The organism is Pseudomonas sp. JUb52 (assembly GCF_004341115.1).
GTDB lineage: Bacteria > Pseudomonadota > Gammaproteobacteria > Pseudomonadales > Pseudomonadaceae > Chryseomonas > Chryseomonas oryzihabitans.
The window spans coordinates 97258-112680 of sequence record NZ_SLYS01000009.1 but is presented as its reverse complement, the minus strand read 5'-3'; the positions used below and the strand labels follow the sequence as shown (position 1 = coordinate 112680).

The 15423-nt window shown below is 66.9% G+C and carries 13 protein-coding genes; 2 read left to right on the top strand and 11 right to left on the bottom strand.

The features are described 5' to 3' along the window. Nucleotides 1-328 precede the first annotated feature (328 nt). The 7 genes from EC839_RS16090 to EC839_RS16060 all read right to left on the bottom strand — a co-directional run bounded on the left by EC839_RS16090 (nucleotide 329) and on the right by EC839_RS16060 (nucleotide 9114). A complete protein-coding gene (locus EC839_RS16090; protein WP_132832810.1) occupies nucleotides 329-649 on the bottom strand; it encodes a chaperone modulator CbpM in 321 nt (106 codons plus the stop codon). After that, a complete protein-coding gene (gene cbpA / locus EC839_RS16085; RefSeq protein WP_132832809.1) occupies nucleotides 649-1593 on the bottom strand; it encodes a curved DNA-binding protein in 945 nt (314 codons plus the stop codon). The genes EC839_RS16090 and cbpA overlap by 1 nt, the downstream gene beginning before the upstream one ends. A 65-nt stretch (nucleotides 1594-1658) precedes the next feature. Then, a complete protein-coding gene (locus tag EC839_RS16080; RefSeq protein WP_027600227.1) occupies nucleotides 1659-2666 on the bottom strand; it encodes a transporter in 1008 nt (335 codons plus the stop codon). 274 nt (nucleotides 2667-2940) lie between these two features. Next, nucleotides 2941-4443 (bottom strand): lysine--tRNA ligase, encoded by a 1503-nt coding sequence (lysS, locus tag EC839_RS16075; protein WP_132832808.1) that lies wholly within the window; start codon nucleotides 4441-4443, stop codon nucleotides 2941-2943. Nucleotides 4444-4509: 66 nt separating this feature from the next. Then, a protein-coding gene (prfB, locus tag EC839_RS16070; protein ID WP_100168977.1) for a peptide chain release factor 2 occupies nucleotides 4510-5605 on the bottom strand; the annotation gives its coding sequence in 2 pieces (ribosomal slippage) (nucleotides 4510-5532 and nucleotides 5534-5605; 1095 coding nt in all). A 100-nt stretch (nucleotides 5606-5705) separates the two neighbouring features. Continuing rightward, on the bottom strand, nucleotides 5706-7328 hold the full coding sequence (locus EC839_RS16065; protein WP_132832807.1) for an MFS transporter: 1623 nt from the start codon (nucleotides 7326-7328) through the stop codon (nucleotides 5706-5708). A 109-nt stretch (nucleotides 7329-7437) separates the two neighbouring features. Then, complete coding sequence (locus tag EC839_RS16060) at nucleotides 7438-9114, bottom strand: GMC family oxidoreductase (protein ID WP_132832806.1); 1677 nt, start codon at nucleotides 9112-9114, stop codon at nucleotides 7438-7440. Between the two features lie 146 nt (nucleotides 9115-9260). Between EC839_RS16060 and EC839_RS16055 the strand changes: the two genes are divergently transcribed. Then, nucleotides 9261-10163 (top strand): LysR family transcriptional regulator, encoded by a 903-nt coding sequence (locus EC839_RS16055; RefSeq protein WP_132832805.1) that lies wholly within the window; start codon nucleotides 9261-9263, stop codon nucleotides 10161-10163. A 3-nt stretch (nucleotides 10164-10166) separates the two neighbouring features. Here EC839_RS16055 and EC839_RS16050 read toward each other — a convergent pair whose 3' ends face one another. Then, entirely contained in the window at nucleotides 10167-10862 is a 696-nt protein-coding gene (locus EC839_RS16050; RefSeq protein ID WP_132832804.1) for a tellurite resistance TerB family protein, read from the bottom strand. 192 nt (nucleotides 10863-11054) lie between these two features. Here EC839_RS16050 and EC839_RS16045 point away from each other — a divergent pair, with 192 nt between their 5' ends. Beyond that, complete coding sequence (locus EC839_RS16045) at nucleotides 11055-11525, top strand: nuclear transport factor 2 family protein (RefSeq protein ID WP_132832803.1); 471 nt, start codon at nucleotides 11055-11057, stop codon at nucleotides 11523-11525. A gap of 37 nt (nucleotides 11526-11562) precedes the next feature. On the opposite strand, the gene EC839_RS16040 is transcribed toward EC839_RS16045, so the two are convergent. The 3 genes from EC839_RS16040 to EC839_RS16030 form a co-directional block, all read right to left on the bottom strand. Then, nucleotides 11563-12666, bottom strand: coding sequence for an NADH:flavin oxidoreductase/NADH oxidase (locus tag EC839_RS16040; RefSeq protein ID WP_027600223.1), 1104 nt, complete (start codon nucleotides 12664-12666; stop codon nucleotides 11563-11565). 226 nt (nucleotides 12667-12892) lie between these two features. Next, entirely contained in the window at nucleotides 12893-14614 is a 1722-nt protein-coding gene (recJ, locus tag EC839_RS16035) for a single-stranded-DNA-specific exonuclease RecJ (protein ID WP_132832802.1), read from the bottom strand. Beyond that, on the bottom strand, nucleotides 14614-15153 hold the full coding sequence (locus EC839_RS16030) for a YaeQ family protein (RefSeq protein ID WP_007160963.1): 540 nt from the start codon (nucleotides 15151-15153) through the stop codon (nucleotides 14614-14616). Before EC839_RS16030 ends, recJ begins: the two co-directional genes overlap by 1 nt. Between the last annotated feature and the right edge of the window lie 270 nt (nucleotides 15154-15423).

Below are 15423 nucleotides of genomic sequence, written 5' to 3'. Positions count from 1 at the left end.
GAAAACGCTGCGCGGTTTTCCACCCTACGACATCGCGGCCATGGGCCGCTCCTACAGGGCTCATCCGCGGCTGCAGGAGCGGTCTCATTGGCGCACCGCCATGGCCGCGATGGAATCCATGCCCTTACCGACGCTATCTCGCTTCCCTCACCCCAGCCATCTCCCGGAGGGAGATGAGGATACCCGGTGCGGATGGAATTCCCATAGGTTGGGTTGAGCGCAGCCAAGCCCAACACATCGCAACCTCGTAGGTTGGAAAACGGCGCAGCCTTTTCCACTATCCTGCGAAGGGGCAAGGCGCGTGGAAAAGGCTGCGCGGTTTTCCAACCTACGTATCGGCGCCCACGTCCCGCAGCTCACCTGCGAAGCGCTCCAGGCGCCGCCGCAGACGCTGATTTTCCCGCCGCAGCTCTTCCACCTCATCCAGCAGGTGCAGGGCCAGGGCGGTGGCGGCCCAATCCAATTCCAGCTCGCGTCTCAGGCGCACGGCGCGGCGGGCACGGTGCAGGGCGCCGGTGTCGAAGTGCCAGTCGGCCGGACGCTTGCCCCGCTGGGGCGCCAGGATGCCGTGCTCGACGATCTCCACCACCACCGGCTCGCTCACCTCGCAGAGCACGCAGAATTCCTGCAGGACGATCAGACTGCTCATCAGACTTTCCTCCAGTCGCGGCGGGGATCGAAGGTCGCCCGCTCGGCCAGTTGGCGCCACAGCGCCTGGGTTTCTTCATCACCCTTGGGCGGCATCACCACCTTGAGCAGGGCATGCAGATCGCCCTGCCCGGCCTTGCCGGCCAGGCCCTTGCCGCGCACCCGCAACCGGGCACCGTTCTGGCTGCCGGGCGGGATACTGAGCATGATCTGCCCATCCAGCGTCGGCACCTGCACCTTGGCGCCCAAGGCGGCTTCCCAGGGGGCGAGCGGTACGCTGACCACCAGGTCCTGGCCATCGACGTCGAACAGAGGGTGAGGCACCAGGCGGATGACCAGATAGAGATCTCCCGCCTCCGCGCCACCGACGCCCGGCTCGCCCTGGCCTTTCAGGCGAATACGTTCGCCGTCGGCGCTGCCGGCGGGAATCTTGACGTTGAGGGTCCTGGTGGTCTCGCCGACGCGCCGGCCCAGCTCGTCGCGCTGCGGCAGGTTGAAACTCAGCGGCTTGGTGCTGCCGGCCTGGCTCTCTTCGACAAACAGCGGCAGCTCCAGTTCGATATCGCGACCACGGCGGGCAAAACCACCATGCTGGGAACGGCCCGCGGCGCCGAACAGGGATTCGAAGAAGTCGGAATAGTCCGCGCCGAAGCCGGCATGGGGATCGCTGTAGTCGGCGCCGGAACCCGGTTGCCAGTCGGGCGGCACCTGGAAGCGCTCGCCCTGCTGTTGATAGAGGCGTACCTGGTCGTACTCGGCGCGCTTGTGCGGATCGCGCAGCACGTCATAGGCCTCGGCCACGTCCTTGAAGCGGGCCTCGGCGTCGGCCTCCTTGCTCACGTCGGGGTGGTACTTGCGCGCCAGCTTGCGATAGGCGGTCTTGAGGGTCTTGTCATCGACGTCGGGGGCGACGCCGAGCACCTCGTAGTAGTCCTTGAAGTCCATCGCGGTCTCCAGTGGGGGGCTGTCCTAGAGACCGCGGCGCACGCCCGGGGGTTGCACGCAGCCGGTCAGTCGCCGCGCTTGCGAAAGGCCAGGCTGCCGGCCAGCACCGTGAAGGTCGCCACCAGCGCCACCAGGATCCAGAAGCCATGGGGCGAGTCGGCGAGCGGAATGCCGCCGACGTTCATGCCGAAGAAGCCGGCGATGATGTTGATCGGCAGGGCCAGCACCGTGACCAGGGTCAGGGTGAACAGGGTGCGGTTGGTCTGCTCGGCGGAGGCGGCGGCGATCTCTTCCTGGAGCAACTTGAGCCGTTCCACCAGGGCGGCGAGGTCGTCCAGCACCCGGTCGAATTCCTCGGTGGCCTCGCGCAGGGTCTGGATGTCGTCGCGGCGCAGCCAGGCCGGCGGCCGGTTGAGCAGCCGCAGCAGGGAACCCGGCTCCAGGGCCAGCAATCGCTGCAGCCGCACCAGGGCACGTCTCAGGCTGCCCAGTTCGGCGCGACTGGCGGACAGCCGCTGGGACAGCAGGCGGTCCTCGATGGCATCCACCTTGACCGTGGTGTCACGGATGATGCCGGTCAGCACATCGGCCTGGTCGCGCAGGAGGTGCACCAGCAGTTCCAGGGTCGAGCCGAAGCCCTCGCCGCGGCGTACCGCGTGGCGCAGGCGATCCACCGAACGCAGTGGCTGGGCCCGGGCGGTCACCAGCAGCCCCGGGCGGGCGCAGGCCCAGAGGGTGGCCACGTCCACCGAGACCTGGCCGTAGGCCAGGGTCACGTCGTTCACCACCCCGAGCAGGGTGTCGTCGGCCGGCTCCAGGCGGGTCGAGTGGGAACCGGCGTGCAGGGATTCGAAGAATTCCTCGGGCAGTCCCAGGTGCTCGCGCATCCAGCGTTCGGCGGCGGCGTGGGCCAGGTTGAAGTGCAGCCAGCGAAACCCGCCCTCTTCCGCCTCCCAGGGATCTTCCGGCGCCATGGTCAGGGCCCGGCCCGGCTGGCCGGAGGTGAAATGATAGGCGTAGAGCAGCCCCAGCCGTTCGGCGGCCGGATGCAGGGGGATCAGGGTGTTGGTCATGGCTACCTGCAAAGGGACGCGACATCAGAGCTCTGTCAGAGCCTGTTCAAAGTCTGCTGCGCGTCGGCCAAACCGCGTTGAAAAGGGCCTGGGGCGCCAGCCCGGTCGGAATGCTCATTTACCCTTCGTAAATTCCGCTTCCTCAGCCCTTTTCGCCTTGTTTGGCTCTAGCTCGCTAGACTATGAACAGGCTCTTAGCAGGTCCGGATGAACCTTTGATGACAGAGCCCCGGTCGGCAGGAGCCGGAGCGACGCCCCGGACGGGGCGCCACTCTTATTGCGGACGCATGTGCGGGAAGAGAATGACGTCGCGGATCGACGGCGAGTTGGTCAGCAGCATCACCAGGCGGTCGATGCCGATGCCTTCGCCGGCGGTGGGCGGCATGCCGTATTCCAGGGCGTTGATGAAGTCGGCGTCGTAGTGCATGGCCTCGTCGTCACCGGCGTCCTTTTCCTGGACCTGCAGCATGAAGCGCTCGGCTTGGTCTTCGGCGTCGTTGAGCTCGGAGTAGGCGTTGGCGATCTCGCGGCCGCCGATGAACAGCTCGAAGCGGTCAGTGACGCTGGGATTGTCGTCGTTGCGGCGCGCCAGCGGCGAGACCTCGAAGGGGTACTCGGTGATGAAGTGCGGCTGCTCCAGCTTGCTCTCCACCAGTTCCTCGAAAATCATCACCTGCAACTTGCCCAGGCCTTCGTGGCCGAGCACCTTGGCGCCGGCCTTCTTGGCGATGACGCGGGCCTTCTCGACGTCCTGCAGGTCTGCCGCAGTGATGTCCGGGTTGTACTTGAGGATGGAGTCGTACACCGACAGGCGCACGAAGGGCTCGCCGAAGTGGAAGACCTTGTCGCCATAGGGCACGTCGGTGGTGCCGAGCACGGCCATGGCCAGTTCGCGGAACAGTTCCTCGGTGAGGTCCATGTTGTCGCGGTAGTCGGCGTAGGCCTGGTAGAACTCGAGCATGGTGAACTCGGGGTTGTGCCGGGTCGAGACGCCTTCGTTACGGAAGTTGCGGTTGATCTCGAAGACCTTCTCGAAGCCACCGACCACCAGGCGCTTGAGGTACAGCTCCGGCGCGATGCGCAAGAACATGGCCATGTCCAGGGCGTTGTGGTGGGTCTCGAAGGGCTTGGCCGCCGCACCGCCGGGAATGGTCTGCAGCATGGGGGTTTCCACTTCGAGGAAACCCCGCTCCATGAGGAAGCGGCGGATGTGGGCGATGACCTGGGAACGCACGCGGAAGGTCTGGCGCACCTCTTCGTTGACGATCAGGTCGACATAGCGCTGGCGATAGCGCAGCTCGGTGTCGGTCAGGCCATGGTGCTTGTCGGGCAGCGGGCGCAGCGACTTGGTCAGCAGGCGCACGTCGCTCATGTTGACGTAGAGATCGCCCTTGCCGGAGCGGGCCAGGGTGCCTTCGGTGGCGATGATGTCGCCCAGGTCCCAGGTCTTGACCGCTTCCAGGGTCTCGGCCGGCAGGGTCTTGCGGTCGACGTAGACCTGGATGCGCCCGCTGGTGTCCTGCAGCACCATGAAGGCGCCGCGGTTGAGCATGATGCGGCCGGCCACCTTGACCTTGATGCCCGCGGCTTCCAGCTCTTCCTTGGTCTTGTCGGCGTACTGCTGCTGCAGATCACCGGCCAGGCTGTCGCGGCGGAAGTCGTTGGGGAAGGGAATGGCCTGCTGGGCACGCAGCGCGGAGAGCTTTTCCTTGCGCTGGGCGATCAGCTTGTTGTCTTCCTGTTCCTGGGCTTGGGGGTCTAGGGGTTGTTCGCTCATGTCTGCTGTTTACCTGGGGAAGGGTGTTGCGGGCCGGCGCCCGGCGGGCGACCGGCCAGAGAAGGATTAGATGCCCTGCTTGAGGCTGGCTTCGAGGTATTCGTCCAGATCGCCGTCGAGCACCTTGTCGCAGTCGCTGCGTTCCACGCCGGTGCGCAGATCCTTGATCCGCGAGGCGTCGAGGACGTAGGAGCGGATCTGGTGGCCCCAGCCGATATCGGACTTGGAGTCCTCCAGCGCCTGGGAGGCGGCGGTGCGCTTCTGCATCTCCAGCTCGTACAACTTGGCCCGCAGCATCTTCATGGCGGTGTCCTTGTTGGCGTGCTGGGAACGCTCGTTCTGGCAGGCCACCACGGTGTTGGTGGGCACGTGGGTGATCCGCACCGCGGAGTCGGTGGTGTTCACGTGCTGACCACCCGCGCCCGAGGAGCGGTAGGTATCGATGCGCAGATCGGACGGGTTGATCTCGATGTCGATGTTGTCGTCGATCTCGGGCGAGACGAACACCGCGGTAAAGGAGGTGTGACGACGGTTGCCCGAGTCGAAGGGGCTCTTGCGCACCAGGCGGTGCACGCCGATCTCGGTGCGCAGCCAGCCGAAGGCGTATTCACCCTTGATGTGCACCGTGGCGCCCTTGATACCGGCGACCTCGCCTTCCGACAGCTCGACGATCTCGGCGCTGAAGCCGTGCTGGTCGGCCCAGCGCAGGTACATGCGCAGCAGCATGTTGGCCCAGTCCTGGGCCTCGGTGCCGCCGGAGCCGGCCTGGATGTCCAGGTAGCAGTTGTTGGGGTCCATCTCGCCGCTGAACATGCGGCGGAATTCCAGCTTCTCGAGGATGCCGCGCAGGCGCTCCACCTCGGTCGCCACGTCATCGACCGCGCCCTGGTCTTCCTCTTCGGCGGCCATCTCCAGCAGGTCGCTGGCATCGGCCAGGCCACCGGTCAGCTCGTCCAGGGTCCCGACCACCTGGGCCAGCTGGGCGCGCTCGCGGCCGAGATTCTGGGCGTATTCGGGCTTGTTCCAGACAGCGGGATCCTCGAGCTCGCGCTCGACTTCGACCAGACGATCCTTTTTCAGATCGTAGTCAAAGATACCCCCGAATGGTCTGGGTGCGGCTGGTGAGGTCCTTGATGCTGGTGACGATCGGGTTGATTTCCATGGGGGAAACACTCGCGAGAAAAGCTGTGGAAAAGCTCGCGAGTATAACCCAATCGGCGGCGAAACTCAGCGGGCGGCGGGCCACGCCGCCCGCACGCGCCTCAATCGGCGTCGAGATCGCGATGGCGGGTTTCCGGCAGGCACAGCAGCCCCACCACCAGGCTGACGCCAGTGATCAGCACCGGGTACCAGAGGCCATAGAAGATGTCGCCGGTATAGACCACCAGGGCAAAGGACACCGTGGGCAGGAAGCCGCCGAACCAGCCGTTGCCGATGTGGTACGGCAGCGACATGGAGGTGTAGCGGATGCGCGTGGGGAACAGCTCCACCATCAGCGCCGCCAGCGGCCCGTAGCAGAGGGTGGCGATCAGGATCAGGGCGAAGATCACCGCCACCACCATGGGCTTGTTGACCTGGGCCGAGTCGGCCTTGGCCGGATAGCCGGCGGCCTGCACCGCGGCGCGCAGGGCCGGTTCGTCGAAGCCGACGATGAGCTTGTCGCCAACGCTGACCTGCACCGCGTCGCCGGGCGCCGCGGCCACGCTGCGGTAGGGCAACCCGCTCTTGGCCAGCAGTGTCTTGACCCGGTCGCAGGGACTGTCGAAGCGGGCCTTGCCTACCGGATCGAACTGGAAGGTGCAGGTGGCCGGATCGGCAGTGACCACGATGGGCGCCTGCTGGCTGGCCTGGTAGATCTGCGGATTGGCGTAGTGGGTCAGGGCCTTGAACAGCGGGAAGTAGAGCACCGTGGCCAGCAGCAGGCCAAGCATCAGGATCGGCTTGCGCCCGACCTTGTCCGACAGCCAGCCGGCGATGACGAAGAAGGGCGCGCCAAGGATCACGCTGACGATCAGCAGGTTGTTGGCCAGCACCGGATCCAGCTTGAGGGTCTGGGTGAGAAAGAACATCACATAGAACTGCGACAGGTAGAAGGTCACCGCCTGGCCGCCGTTGATGCTGAACAGCGCGATCAGCACCACCTTGAGGTTGCTCCAGTTGGTGAAGGAATCGCGGATCGGCGCCTTGCTCTGCTTGCCTTCGGCCTTCATGCGCACGAAGGCGGGCGACTCGTGCATCGACATGCGGATCCAGGTGGAGATGGCCAGCAGGAAGATCGACAGCAGGAACGGCAGGCGCCAGCCCCAGACCTCGAACTGGTCGCCGGTCAGATAGCGGCAGACCAGGATCACCACCAGCGACAGCAACAGGCCCAGGGTCGCGGTGGATTGCAGCCAGCTGGTATGGGCGCCGCGCTTGCCAGGCGGTGCGTGCTCGGCGATGTAGGTGGCGGCGCCGCCGTATTCACCGCCCAGGGCCAGGCCCTGCAGCAGGCGCAGCACCACCAGGATGATGGGCGCGGCCACGCCGATGCTGGCGTAGGTGGGCAGCAGGCCGACGCCGAAGGTGGCGATGCCCATGAGGATGATGGTGGCGAGAAAGGTGTACTTGCGGCCGACCATGTCGCCCAGGCGGCCGAACACCAGGGCGCCGAAGGGCCGCACCACGAAGCCGGCGGCAAAGGCCAGCAGGGCGAAGATGAAGGCGGTGGTGTCGTTGACGCCGGCGAAGAACTGCTTGCTGATCACCGCCGCCAGGGCGCCATAGAGAAAGAAGTCGTACCATTCGAAGACGGTCCCCAGGGACGAGGCGAAGATCACCTTGCGTTCTTCGCGGCGACTGCTGGCCGCGCTGGGTTGTACCCGGGGTTGGGCATAGTCGGACATCGCACGTTCTCCTGGCCCGGGATCGCCGGGCTGATTGTTGTTATGGGCGACAGCTACTACGGTGGAAACGGCGGGAGACCCCGCCGTCGGTGAAACCGGATGGACGAGTTTAGGCAGCCGAAACCGTACTGGCCCGGGCCACGGCGGCGGGCAGCTCGTGACCGCTCTGCTCCCGCGCCTCGGCCAGCATGAAGGTGGCCGCCTGCTCGGCGATCATCAGCGTCGGCGAGCAGCTGTTGCCCGAGACCAGGGTCGGCATGATGGAGGCATCGGCCACCCGCAGCCCGGGAATGCCATGCACCCGCAGGCGCGCATCGACCACGGCCTCGGCGTCCTGGCCCATGCGGCAGGTACCGGAAGGATGGAAGATGGTGGTGCCTATGGCGCCGGCGGCCTGTTGCAACTCCTCTTCGCTCTGGTAGGCCGGTCCCGGCAGGTATTCCTCGGGTCGATAGGCGGCCAGGGCCGGGGCGGCGACGATGCGCCGGGTCAGGCGGATGGCGTCGGCGGCCACCCTGAGATCCTCCGGCGCACTGAGATAACGCGGCTGGATCAGCGGCGCGGCCAGAGAATCGGCGCTGCGGATGGCCACCTGGCCGCGACTGGCCGGGCGCAAGTTGCACACCGAGGCGGTAAAGGCGGGAAAGCCATGCAGCGGCTCGCCGAAGCGCTCCAGCGACAGTGGCTGCACGTGATACTGCAGATTGGCCGAGGGCTGCCCGGGATCGGAGCGGGCGAAGGCGCCCAGTTGACTCGGTGCCATGGCCAGGGGGCCACTGCGTTTCCAGAGGTATTCCAGGCCCATGCCCAGCTTGCCCCAGAGGCTGCCGGCCAGGGCGTTGAGCGTCGGCACGCCGTGTACCCGATAGATCAGGCGCAGTTGCAGGTGATCCTGCAGATTGCCGCCCACGCCCTCCAGCCGGTGCCGGACACCGATGCCCAGGCCTTCGAGCAGACCGCGCGGCCCTATGCCGGAGCGCTGCAACAGGGTCGGCGAGCCGATGGCGCCGGCGCAGAGCACGATCTCCCGCCGCGCCACCAGGCGCTGGGGCTCGGCCTGGCCCGGCAGGCGCGCCAGCACCGCCCGTGCCCTGCCCTCTTCCAGCAGCACCCGCTCGACCTGGACGCCGGTCAGCACCTCGAGATTGGCGCGCTGGCGGATGGGTTTGAGAAAGGCCTTGGCGGCATTCCAGCGCACGCCATTGCGCTGATTGACCTGGAAGTAGCCGCAGCCCTCGTTGTCACCGGTATTGAAGTCTTCCACCGGCGCGATGCCGGTTTCGTCGGCGGCGGCACGAAAGGCGTCGAGCAGCGTCCAGTGCAGGCGCTGGCGCTCGACCCGCCATTCGCCCCCGGCGCCATGAGCGGCCGAGGCGCCGTCGCAATGATCCTCCATGCGCTTGAACAGCGGCAGCACGTCCTCCCAGCCCCAGCCGGGATTGCCGGCGGCGGCCCAGCCGTCATAGTCGCGGGCCTGGCCGCGCATGTAGATCATGCCGTTGATGGAGGAGCAGCCACCCAGCACCCGCCCGCGTGGATAGTTGAGCGCACGGCCACCCAGGCCCGCTTCCACCTCGGTCTTGAAGCACCAGTCGGTGCGCGGATTGCCGATGCAGAACAGATAGCCGACGGGGATGTGGATCCAGGGATGGTTGTCGCGCCCGCCGGCTTCCAGCAGCAGCACGCGATGGGCCGGATCGGCGGACAGTCGATTGGCCAGCAGGCAGCCGGCCGGACCGGCGCCGACGATGATGAAGTCATATTCCGCAGCAGCAGGACCGGGCATGACGTTCCCTCGCTTTTTTGTTGTTGTGGTCCCTATCCTAGTGTCGTCATCCGCGAACAACAGTCGCAGAAAACGGGCACCCGCTGTGCATTTCTGAACAGCGACCCGCCAGCGCCCGCTCAGATAGGCCTAGACGAGGAAAAGGGATGTTCGACTGGAACGATCTGCGGGTTTTCCTGGAGGTCCAGCGCCATGGCCGCCTGCTGACCGCCGCCCGTAGCCTGGGCGTCAGCCATGCCACCGTCGCCCGCCACCTGGAGGCGCTGGAGCGCGCCCTGGGCAGCCAGCTGCTGGTGCAGCAGGCCAGCGGTTATCAGCTCACCCCGGCCGGTCAGGCCCTGCTGGCACATGCCCAGGCGATGGAAGAAGCCGCGCTGCTGGCCCAGGAGGCGGTGACCCAGAGGCTCAATCCACTGGGCCAGGTGCGGGTCGGGGTGACCGAAGGCCTGGGCACCGGCTTTCTCGCCCAGCGCCTGGGGGCGCTACTGCGCGACTATGCGGGGCTGGAGGTGGAACTGGTCTCGGTGCCGCGCTTCGTCAGCGTCACCAACCGCGAGGCGGACATCGCCATCACCCTGGAAAGGCCCACCGCCGAGGGCCTGATCGGCCGGCGGCTTGCGCCCTATCGCCTGAGGTTCTATGCCAGTCGCGCCTACCTGGATCGGGCACCACCCCTGGGTGCCGAAGCCGACCTCGGCGAGCAGACCTTCATCGGTTATGTCGACGACCTGCTGTACACCCGTGAACTGCAATTCATCCAGGGACTTTGCCCCGAGCCGCGCATCGTCTTTCGCAGCACCAGCGTCATCGCCCAGCGCGAAGCCGCCTGTGCCGGCATCGGCATCGCGGTGCTGCCCTGTTACCTGGTGGGTCAGGACACCCCGCTGGAAGGCGTGCTGCCGGAGCGGTCCTTTACCCGCGAGTACTGGATCTCGACCCACCGGGAATTGCACCGCTCCGCGCGCCTGCGCGTGGTCTGGGATTTCCTGCTGCACCTCTGCGCAGCGGAGCGAAGCATCCTACTGGGCGAGGAACGCGCCCTCGCCTAGCCGTCAGACCGCCGCGGCCTCGCGCTCCAGTTCGGCCCGCAAGCCGGGCTCCAGGCGCAGCTGGCGCGCCAGCTCGTCCAGATAGGCCTTTTCCATGTACTGCTGATCGTCGATCAGTATCAGGCTGGCCAGGTACATCTCGGCGGCCATCTCGGGCGTTTCCGCCGCGGCGGCGACCTTGGCCGGGTCGAGCGGCTGTTCCAGCTCGCGCTGCAGCCAACTGCGCAACTCGGGATCGTTGTCCAGCTTGGCCATCTCGGCCTCGATGGCCTGGCGCTCCTGGTCATCGACATGACCATCGGCCTTGGCCGCCGCGATCAGGGCGATCAGCACCGCCCGGCCGTGGGCCTCGGCTTCGTGCTCCGGTACCCGATCCACGGTGCGGGGCTCGACAGCCGCCGTCCCCTGGGCTTGGTTGGCCTGCCAGGACTGATAGGCCTTGTAGGCCACCATGCCCAGCGCCGCCAGACCGCCATAGCCGACCGCCTTGCCGCCCAGGGCGCGGCCGCGCTTGCTGCCCAGCAGGGCGGTCAGGGCGCCAGCGGCCAGACCGCTGTTGCCCAATCCGGAGAGCAGACCGCCCAGGGGATCCTTGCCGGTAGATGCCGTACCGGGTCGCGGCGTCGACTGGCCGGTCTTCTTGGCCAGGGCCTGCTGGCCTGCCTTGAGCAATTGATCGAGCAAACCGCGGGTGTTCATGGATGACCTCCACAGAGTCGGGATTCAGCCCCTTAGGACCGCTGCCCACACCGTCCGGCTCCCCGCACCTGCTTACCGGATGTTGCCAGGACCGCCCTCGCCAGCGGCCAGCCGATACAAAATATTGCTGACCACAGGTGGCCCGCGGCGCTACTCTTGCGCCTTCCCCCTGCAGTTGCCGGAGACACCCCCATGCGCTCGCGTCTGGCTGTGCTGTTCGCGCTTTCGCTCGCCCTCACCGCCGGCCAGGTCCAGGCCGCCGCCGAGGACGCGCGCCTCATCGCCAATCGCTATCTCGATGCCTGGAACGATCACGACGCCGAGGCCGCCAGCGCCCTGCTCGATCCCAAGGTGCAGTATTTCGACAGTGGCGCCGCCACCACCGAGACCAGCCGCACCCAGGCCCGCGACAGGATCGTCAAGGTCACCCTCAAGGCGGTACCGGATCTGCAGGTGAAGATGGTGCACAAGCCGGTCATCGGCCCGCGCAGCATCGCCTTCGAATGGGAACTGACCGGCAACCGCGCCACCGCCACCGGCAAGCAACCGGTGAAGATCCGCGGCGCCAGCATCATGAAGATCCGCGACGGTCGCATCTGGTACCTGGGCGACTACTACGACAGCGATGCCCTGGAAGCGATGCTGCGACCAGCCAAGCCCTGACCGGAGAGCCATCCGGACGGAAGGCTCCTGCTCTCCCCTATTCCACCCCGAACGGCTTGCGCAGCGGCGTATCCCGATGCGCGGCGCGGACGTACTGCGGCGGCCAGGAGACCTTTTCGCGCAAGGCTTCGGCGGCATTCAGCGGCCAGTAGGGATCGCGCAGCAACTCACGGGCCAGCAGCACCAGATCGGCCTGGCCGGTGCGCAGCACGTGCTCGGCCTGGGCGGCATCGGTGATCATGCCCACCGCGCCACTGGGGATCCCGGCCTCCTTACGCACCCGCTCGGCGAACTGGGTCTGGTAGCCGGGGCCGGTGGGGATGTCGGCCTGGGCCGCGGTGCCGCCGGAAGAGACGTCGATCAGGTCGACGCCCAGGGTCTTCAGCCGGCGCGCCAGTTCCACCGTCTCGTCGACGTCCCAGCCGTCTTCCACCCAGTCGGTGGCCGAGACCCGCACGAACAGCGGCAACTCCTCCGGCCAGACCGCGCGCACGTCGGCGGTCACCTCCAGCAGCAGGCGGATACGATTCTCGAAATTGCCGCCGTAGTCGTCTTCGCGGCGATTGGAGAGCGGCGAGAGGAACTGGTGCAGCAGATAGCCGTGGGCGGCATGGATCTCGGCCACCTTGAAGCCGGCCGCCAGGGCGCGCTCGGCGGTGTCCACGAACGCCCGGCGGATGCTGGCGATGTCGTCGCGATCCACCGCCGTGGGCCGGGTGTGCTGGGGATCGAAGGCGATGGCCGAGGGCGCCACCGGCACCCAGCCGCCTTCGGCGATGGGCACGCTGCCGTGCTTGCCGAGCCAGGGTTGCCAGGTGCTGGCCTTGCGCCCGGCATGGGCCAGCTGGATGCCGGCGACACTGCCCTGCCCCTCGATGAACTGGGTGATGCGCCGCAGAGGCTCGATTTGCTCGTCCTTCCACAACCCCAGGTCCTGGGGCGTGATGCGCCCGTCGGGGGTGACCGCGGTGGCCTCGAAGATCACCAGGCCGGCACCACCGGTGGCGCGACTGCCCAGGTGCACCAGGTGCCAGTCGTTGGCGAAGCCGTCTTCGCTGGAGTACTGGCACATCGGGGAGACCACCACGCGATTGGGCAGGGTCAGCTGACGCAGGGTCAGGGGCTGGAACAGGAGACTCATGGCGGACCTCGTCTAGTCGGGATTCACCGCATTGGAGTGTTCCCGAACAGAATAGGTCGCCGATCCGACAGGGCTCGTCTGAAAAGTCGCCGAGCGAAGGTCAGGCAAGGCGAAAATCAGCGAGGAAGCGGAGTTTACGAGTGGTAAATGAGCATTCCGATCGAACTGGCGAACCAGCTGATTTTTAACGCAGCATCACCGAGCGCAGGCACTTTTCAGGCGAGACCTAACGTGGTGCCAGGTGCACCACCAGCAGTTGCACACTCTCGTTGCCGCGGAATTCGTTCACGTCCAGCCGATAGGCCAGTTCGGCCCAGCGGATGTTGGGATCGGGCCAGGTGTCGCGATCGATGTTGAAGGCGATGCCGTCCAGCTCCGGTCCGCCCTGCTCGCTGCGCAGGGTCAGCTTGAGATGCCGCTCCTTGAGCAGGCGCTGGGAGAGGATCTCGAAGGTGCCGTGGAACAGCGGTTCGGGAAATTGCTGACCCCAGGGGCCGGCCTGGCGCAGGGCCTGGGCCAGGCCGAGCTGGAATTCGGTGGGGGCCAGGCAGCCATCGGTCTGCAGACGACCGCTGAGATCCTCGGCCTGCAGATGGCGGCGCACCTCGGCGTCGAAGGCGGCGGCAAAGGTCTCGTAATGCGCCTGGGGCAGGCTGAGGCCGGCGGCCATGGCGTGACCGCCGAACTTGGTGATGAGCCCCGGATGTCGAGTCGCCACGGCGTCCAGGGCATCGCGGATGTGCAGCCCGGGCACCGAGCGCGCCGAGCCCTTGAGCATGCCGTTGCCACTGCCGTCGTCGGCGAAGGCCAGCGCCGGGCGGTGATACTTCTCCTTGAGCCGTGAGGCGAGGATGCCGATCACGCCCTGGTGCCACTCCGGATCGAACAGGCAGAGACCGAAGGGCAGATCGTCTTCCGGCAACTCCTTGAGCTGCTTGAGCGCCTCGCGCTGCATGCCCTGCTCGATGCTCTTGCGATCCTTGTTGAAGTCGTCCAGCTGCTGGGCGTATTCCTGCGCCAGCTGCGGGTCTTCGCAGAGCAGCAACTCGATGCCGATGGACATGTCGTCCAGCCGGCCGGCGGCATTGAGGCGCGGGCCGAGGATGAAACCGAGGTCGCTGGAGGCCACCTTGCCCGGCTGGCGCCCGGCCACTTCCAGCAGCGCCTTGAGCCCCGGTCGTGCTCGACCGGCACGGATGCGCATCAGCCCCTGGTGCACGAGGATACGGTTGTTGGCGTCCAGCGGGACCACGTCGGCGACGCTGCCGAGGGCGACCAGATCCAGCAACTCGGCCAGATTGGGCTCGGCCAGGCCCTGACGGGCGAACCAGCCGTTCTCGCGCAGGCGACTGCGCAGGGCCAGCATCACATAGAAGATCACCCCGACCCCGGCGATGCATTTGCTGGGGAAGGCGCAGGCCGGCTGGTTCGGATTGACGATGGCGTCGGCGGCGGGCAACTCGGCGCCTGGCAGGTGGTGGTCGGTGATGACCACCTGCAGCCCGGCCGCCTTGGCCGCGGCGACGCCGTCCAGGCTGGAGATGCCGTTGTCTACGGTGAGCAGCACCTCGGGTTCACGCTGCAGGGCCACGGCGACGATCTCGGGCGTCAGACCGTAGCCGTATTCGAAGCGATTGGGCACCAGATAGTCGACCCAGGCCGCGCCCAGGCGCCGCAGGGCCAGCACGCCCACGGCACTGGCGGTGGCGCCATCGGCATCGAAGTCGCCGACGATGAGGATGCGCCGGCGCTCTTCCAGGGCCCGCGCCAGCAGCTCCACCGCCGCCTCGATGCCCTTGAGCTGGTGATAGGGCACCAGCCGCGCCAGGCCCTTGTCGAGTTCTTCCGGCTGGGTCACGCCGCGGGCGGCATAGAGCCGGGTGAGCAGCGGCGGCAGATCGCCCAGGTCGGGCAGTACCGCCGGCAGCGGACGGGGCTCCAGGCGCATCAACGTTCGCCCAGCAGCCATTCCAGCTGCAATTCGTGCTGACCACGGTCGTCGGTGACGAACAGGGTGCCTTCGCTGATCATCACCTGCCACGAAATGCTGCGCGGCAGATCGCGGGCCAGCTCGGCCAGGGGCTCGGCGGGGACTGCGGCGATGTGCAGATTCTTCAGCGTCCTGACCGCGTCCACCACCTTGGTCTGCCAGACGCGCAGGTTGCCATAGGCCAGCAGGCTGGTGCGCTCGGTACGGCGGCTGCACCAGGTCAGGCGCTCGGCATCGGGCTGGCCGACCTCGATCCAGTGCAGCACCCGGCCATCGAGACTCTTTTCCCACAGCGCCGGCTCGTCGACGTCGGACAGGCCGCGGCCGAAGGCCAGCTGCTCGTTGTACCAGAGCACATAGGCCAGCAACCGCACCGCCATGCGCTCCTCGGTCTCTGAGGGATGCCGCGCCACGGTCAGGCGCAGATTCTCGTAGACCCCGCGATCCAGATCGGTGAGGTTGAGTTCGACTTTGTAGGGCGTGGCTTGCAGAGCCATGGGCGGGTCACCGGCAGGGAAAGCCGGGCATTGTACCGGAAAAGATCGGGAGGCTTTGGACCGTGGATCCGTAGGTTGGGTTAAGCGCAGCGAAGCCCAACAGAGACGGTTGGAGTCCGCCTCGTTGGGCTTCGGCGGTGGAGCCGTCTCAACCCAACCTACCTGATACGTAGGGTGGAAAACCGCGCAGCGTTTTCCACGCCGGGCCTCGGGTACCGGTGGGTAAGGCTGCGCCGTTACCCACCCTACGCCGCTCATCGCGATCTGGAG

Bases quoted from the DNA above. Each gene is read 5' to 3' on its own strand.
- EC839_RS16060 (WP_132832806.1), bottom strand. From the start codon at position 9,114: ATGCCCGGTCCTGCTGCTGCGGAATATGACTTCATCATCGTCGGCGCC.
- recJ (WP_132832802.1), bottom strand. From the start codon at position 14,614: ATGCGCCTGGAGCCCCGTCCGCTGCCGGCGGTACTGCCCGACCTGGGC.
- EC839_RS16040 (WP_027600223.1), bottom strand. From the start codon at position 12,666: ATGAGTCTCCTGTTCCAGCCCCTGACCCTGCGTCAGCTGACCCTGCCC.
- EC839_RS16055 (WP_132832805.1), top strand. From the start codon at position 9,261: ATGTTCGACTGGAACGATCTGCGGGTTTTCCTGGAGGTCCAGCGCCAT.
- EC839_RS16080 (WP_027600227.1), bottom strand. From the start codon at position 2,666: ATGACCAACACCCTGATCCCCCTGCATCCGGCCGCCGAACGGCTGGGG.
- lysS (WP_132832808.1), bottom strand. From the start codon at position 4,443: ATGAGCGAACAACCCCTAGACCCCCAAGCCCAGGAACAGGAAGACAAC.
- EC839_RS16065 (WP_132832807.1), bottom strand. From the start codon at position 7,328: ATGTCCGACTATGCCCAACCCCGGGTACAACCCAGCGCGGCCAGCAGT.
- EC839_RS16050 (WP_132832804.1), bottom strand. From the start codon at position 10,862: ATGAACACCCGCGGTTTGCTCGATCAATTGCTCAAGGCAGGCCAGCAG.
- cbpA (WP_132832809.1), bottom strand. From the start codon at position 1,593: ATGGACTTCAAGGACTACTACGAGGTGCTCGGCGTCGCCCCCGACGTC.
- EC839_RS16090 (WP_132832810.1), bottom strand. From the start codon at position 649: ATGAGCAGTCTGATCGTCCTGCAGGAATTCTGCGTGCTCTGCGAGGTG.
- EC839_RS16045 (WP_132832803.1), top strand. From the start codon at position 11,055: ATGCGCTCGCGTCTGGCTGTGCTGTTCGCGCTTTCGCTCGCCCTCACC.
- EC839_RS16030 (WP_007160963.1), bottom strand. From the start codon at position 15,153: ATGGCTCTGCAAGCCACGCCCTACAAAGTCGAACTCAACCTCACCGAT.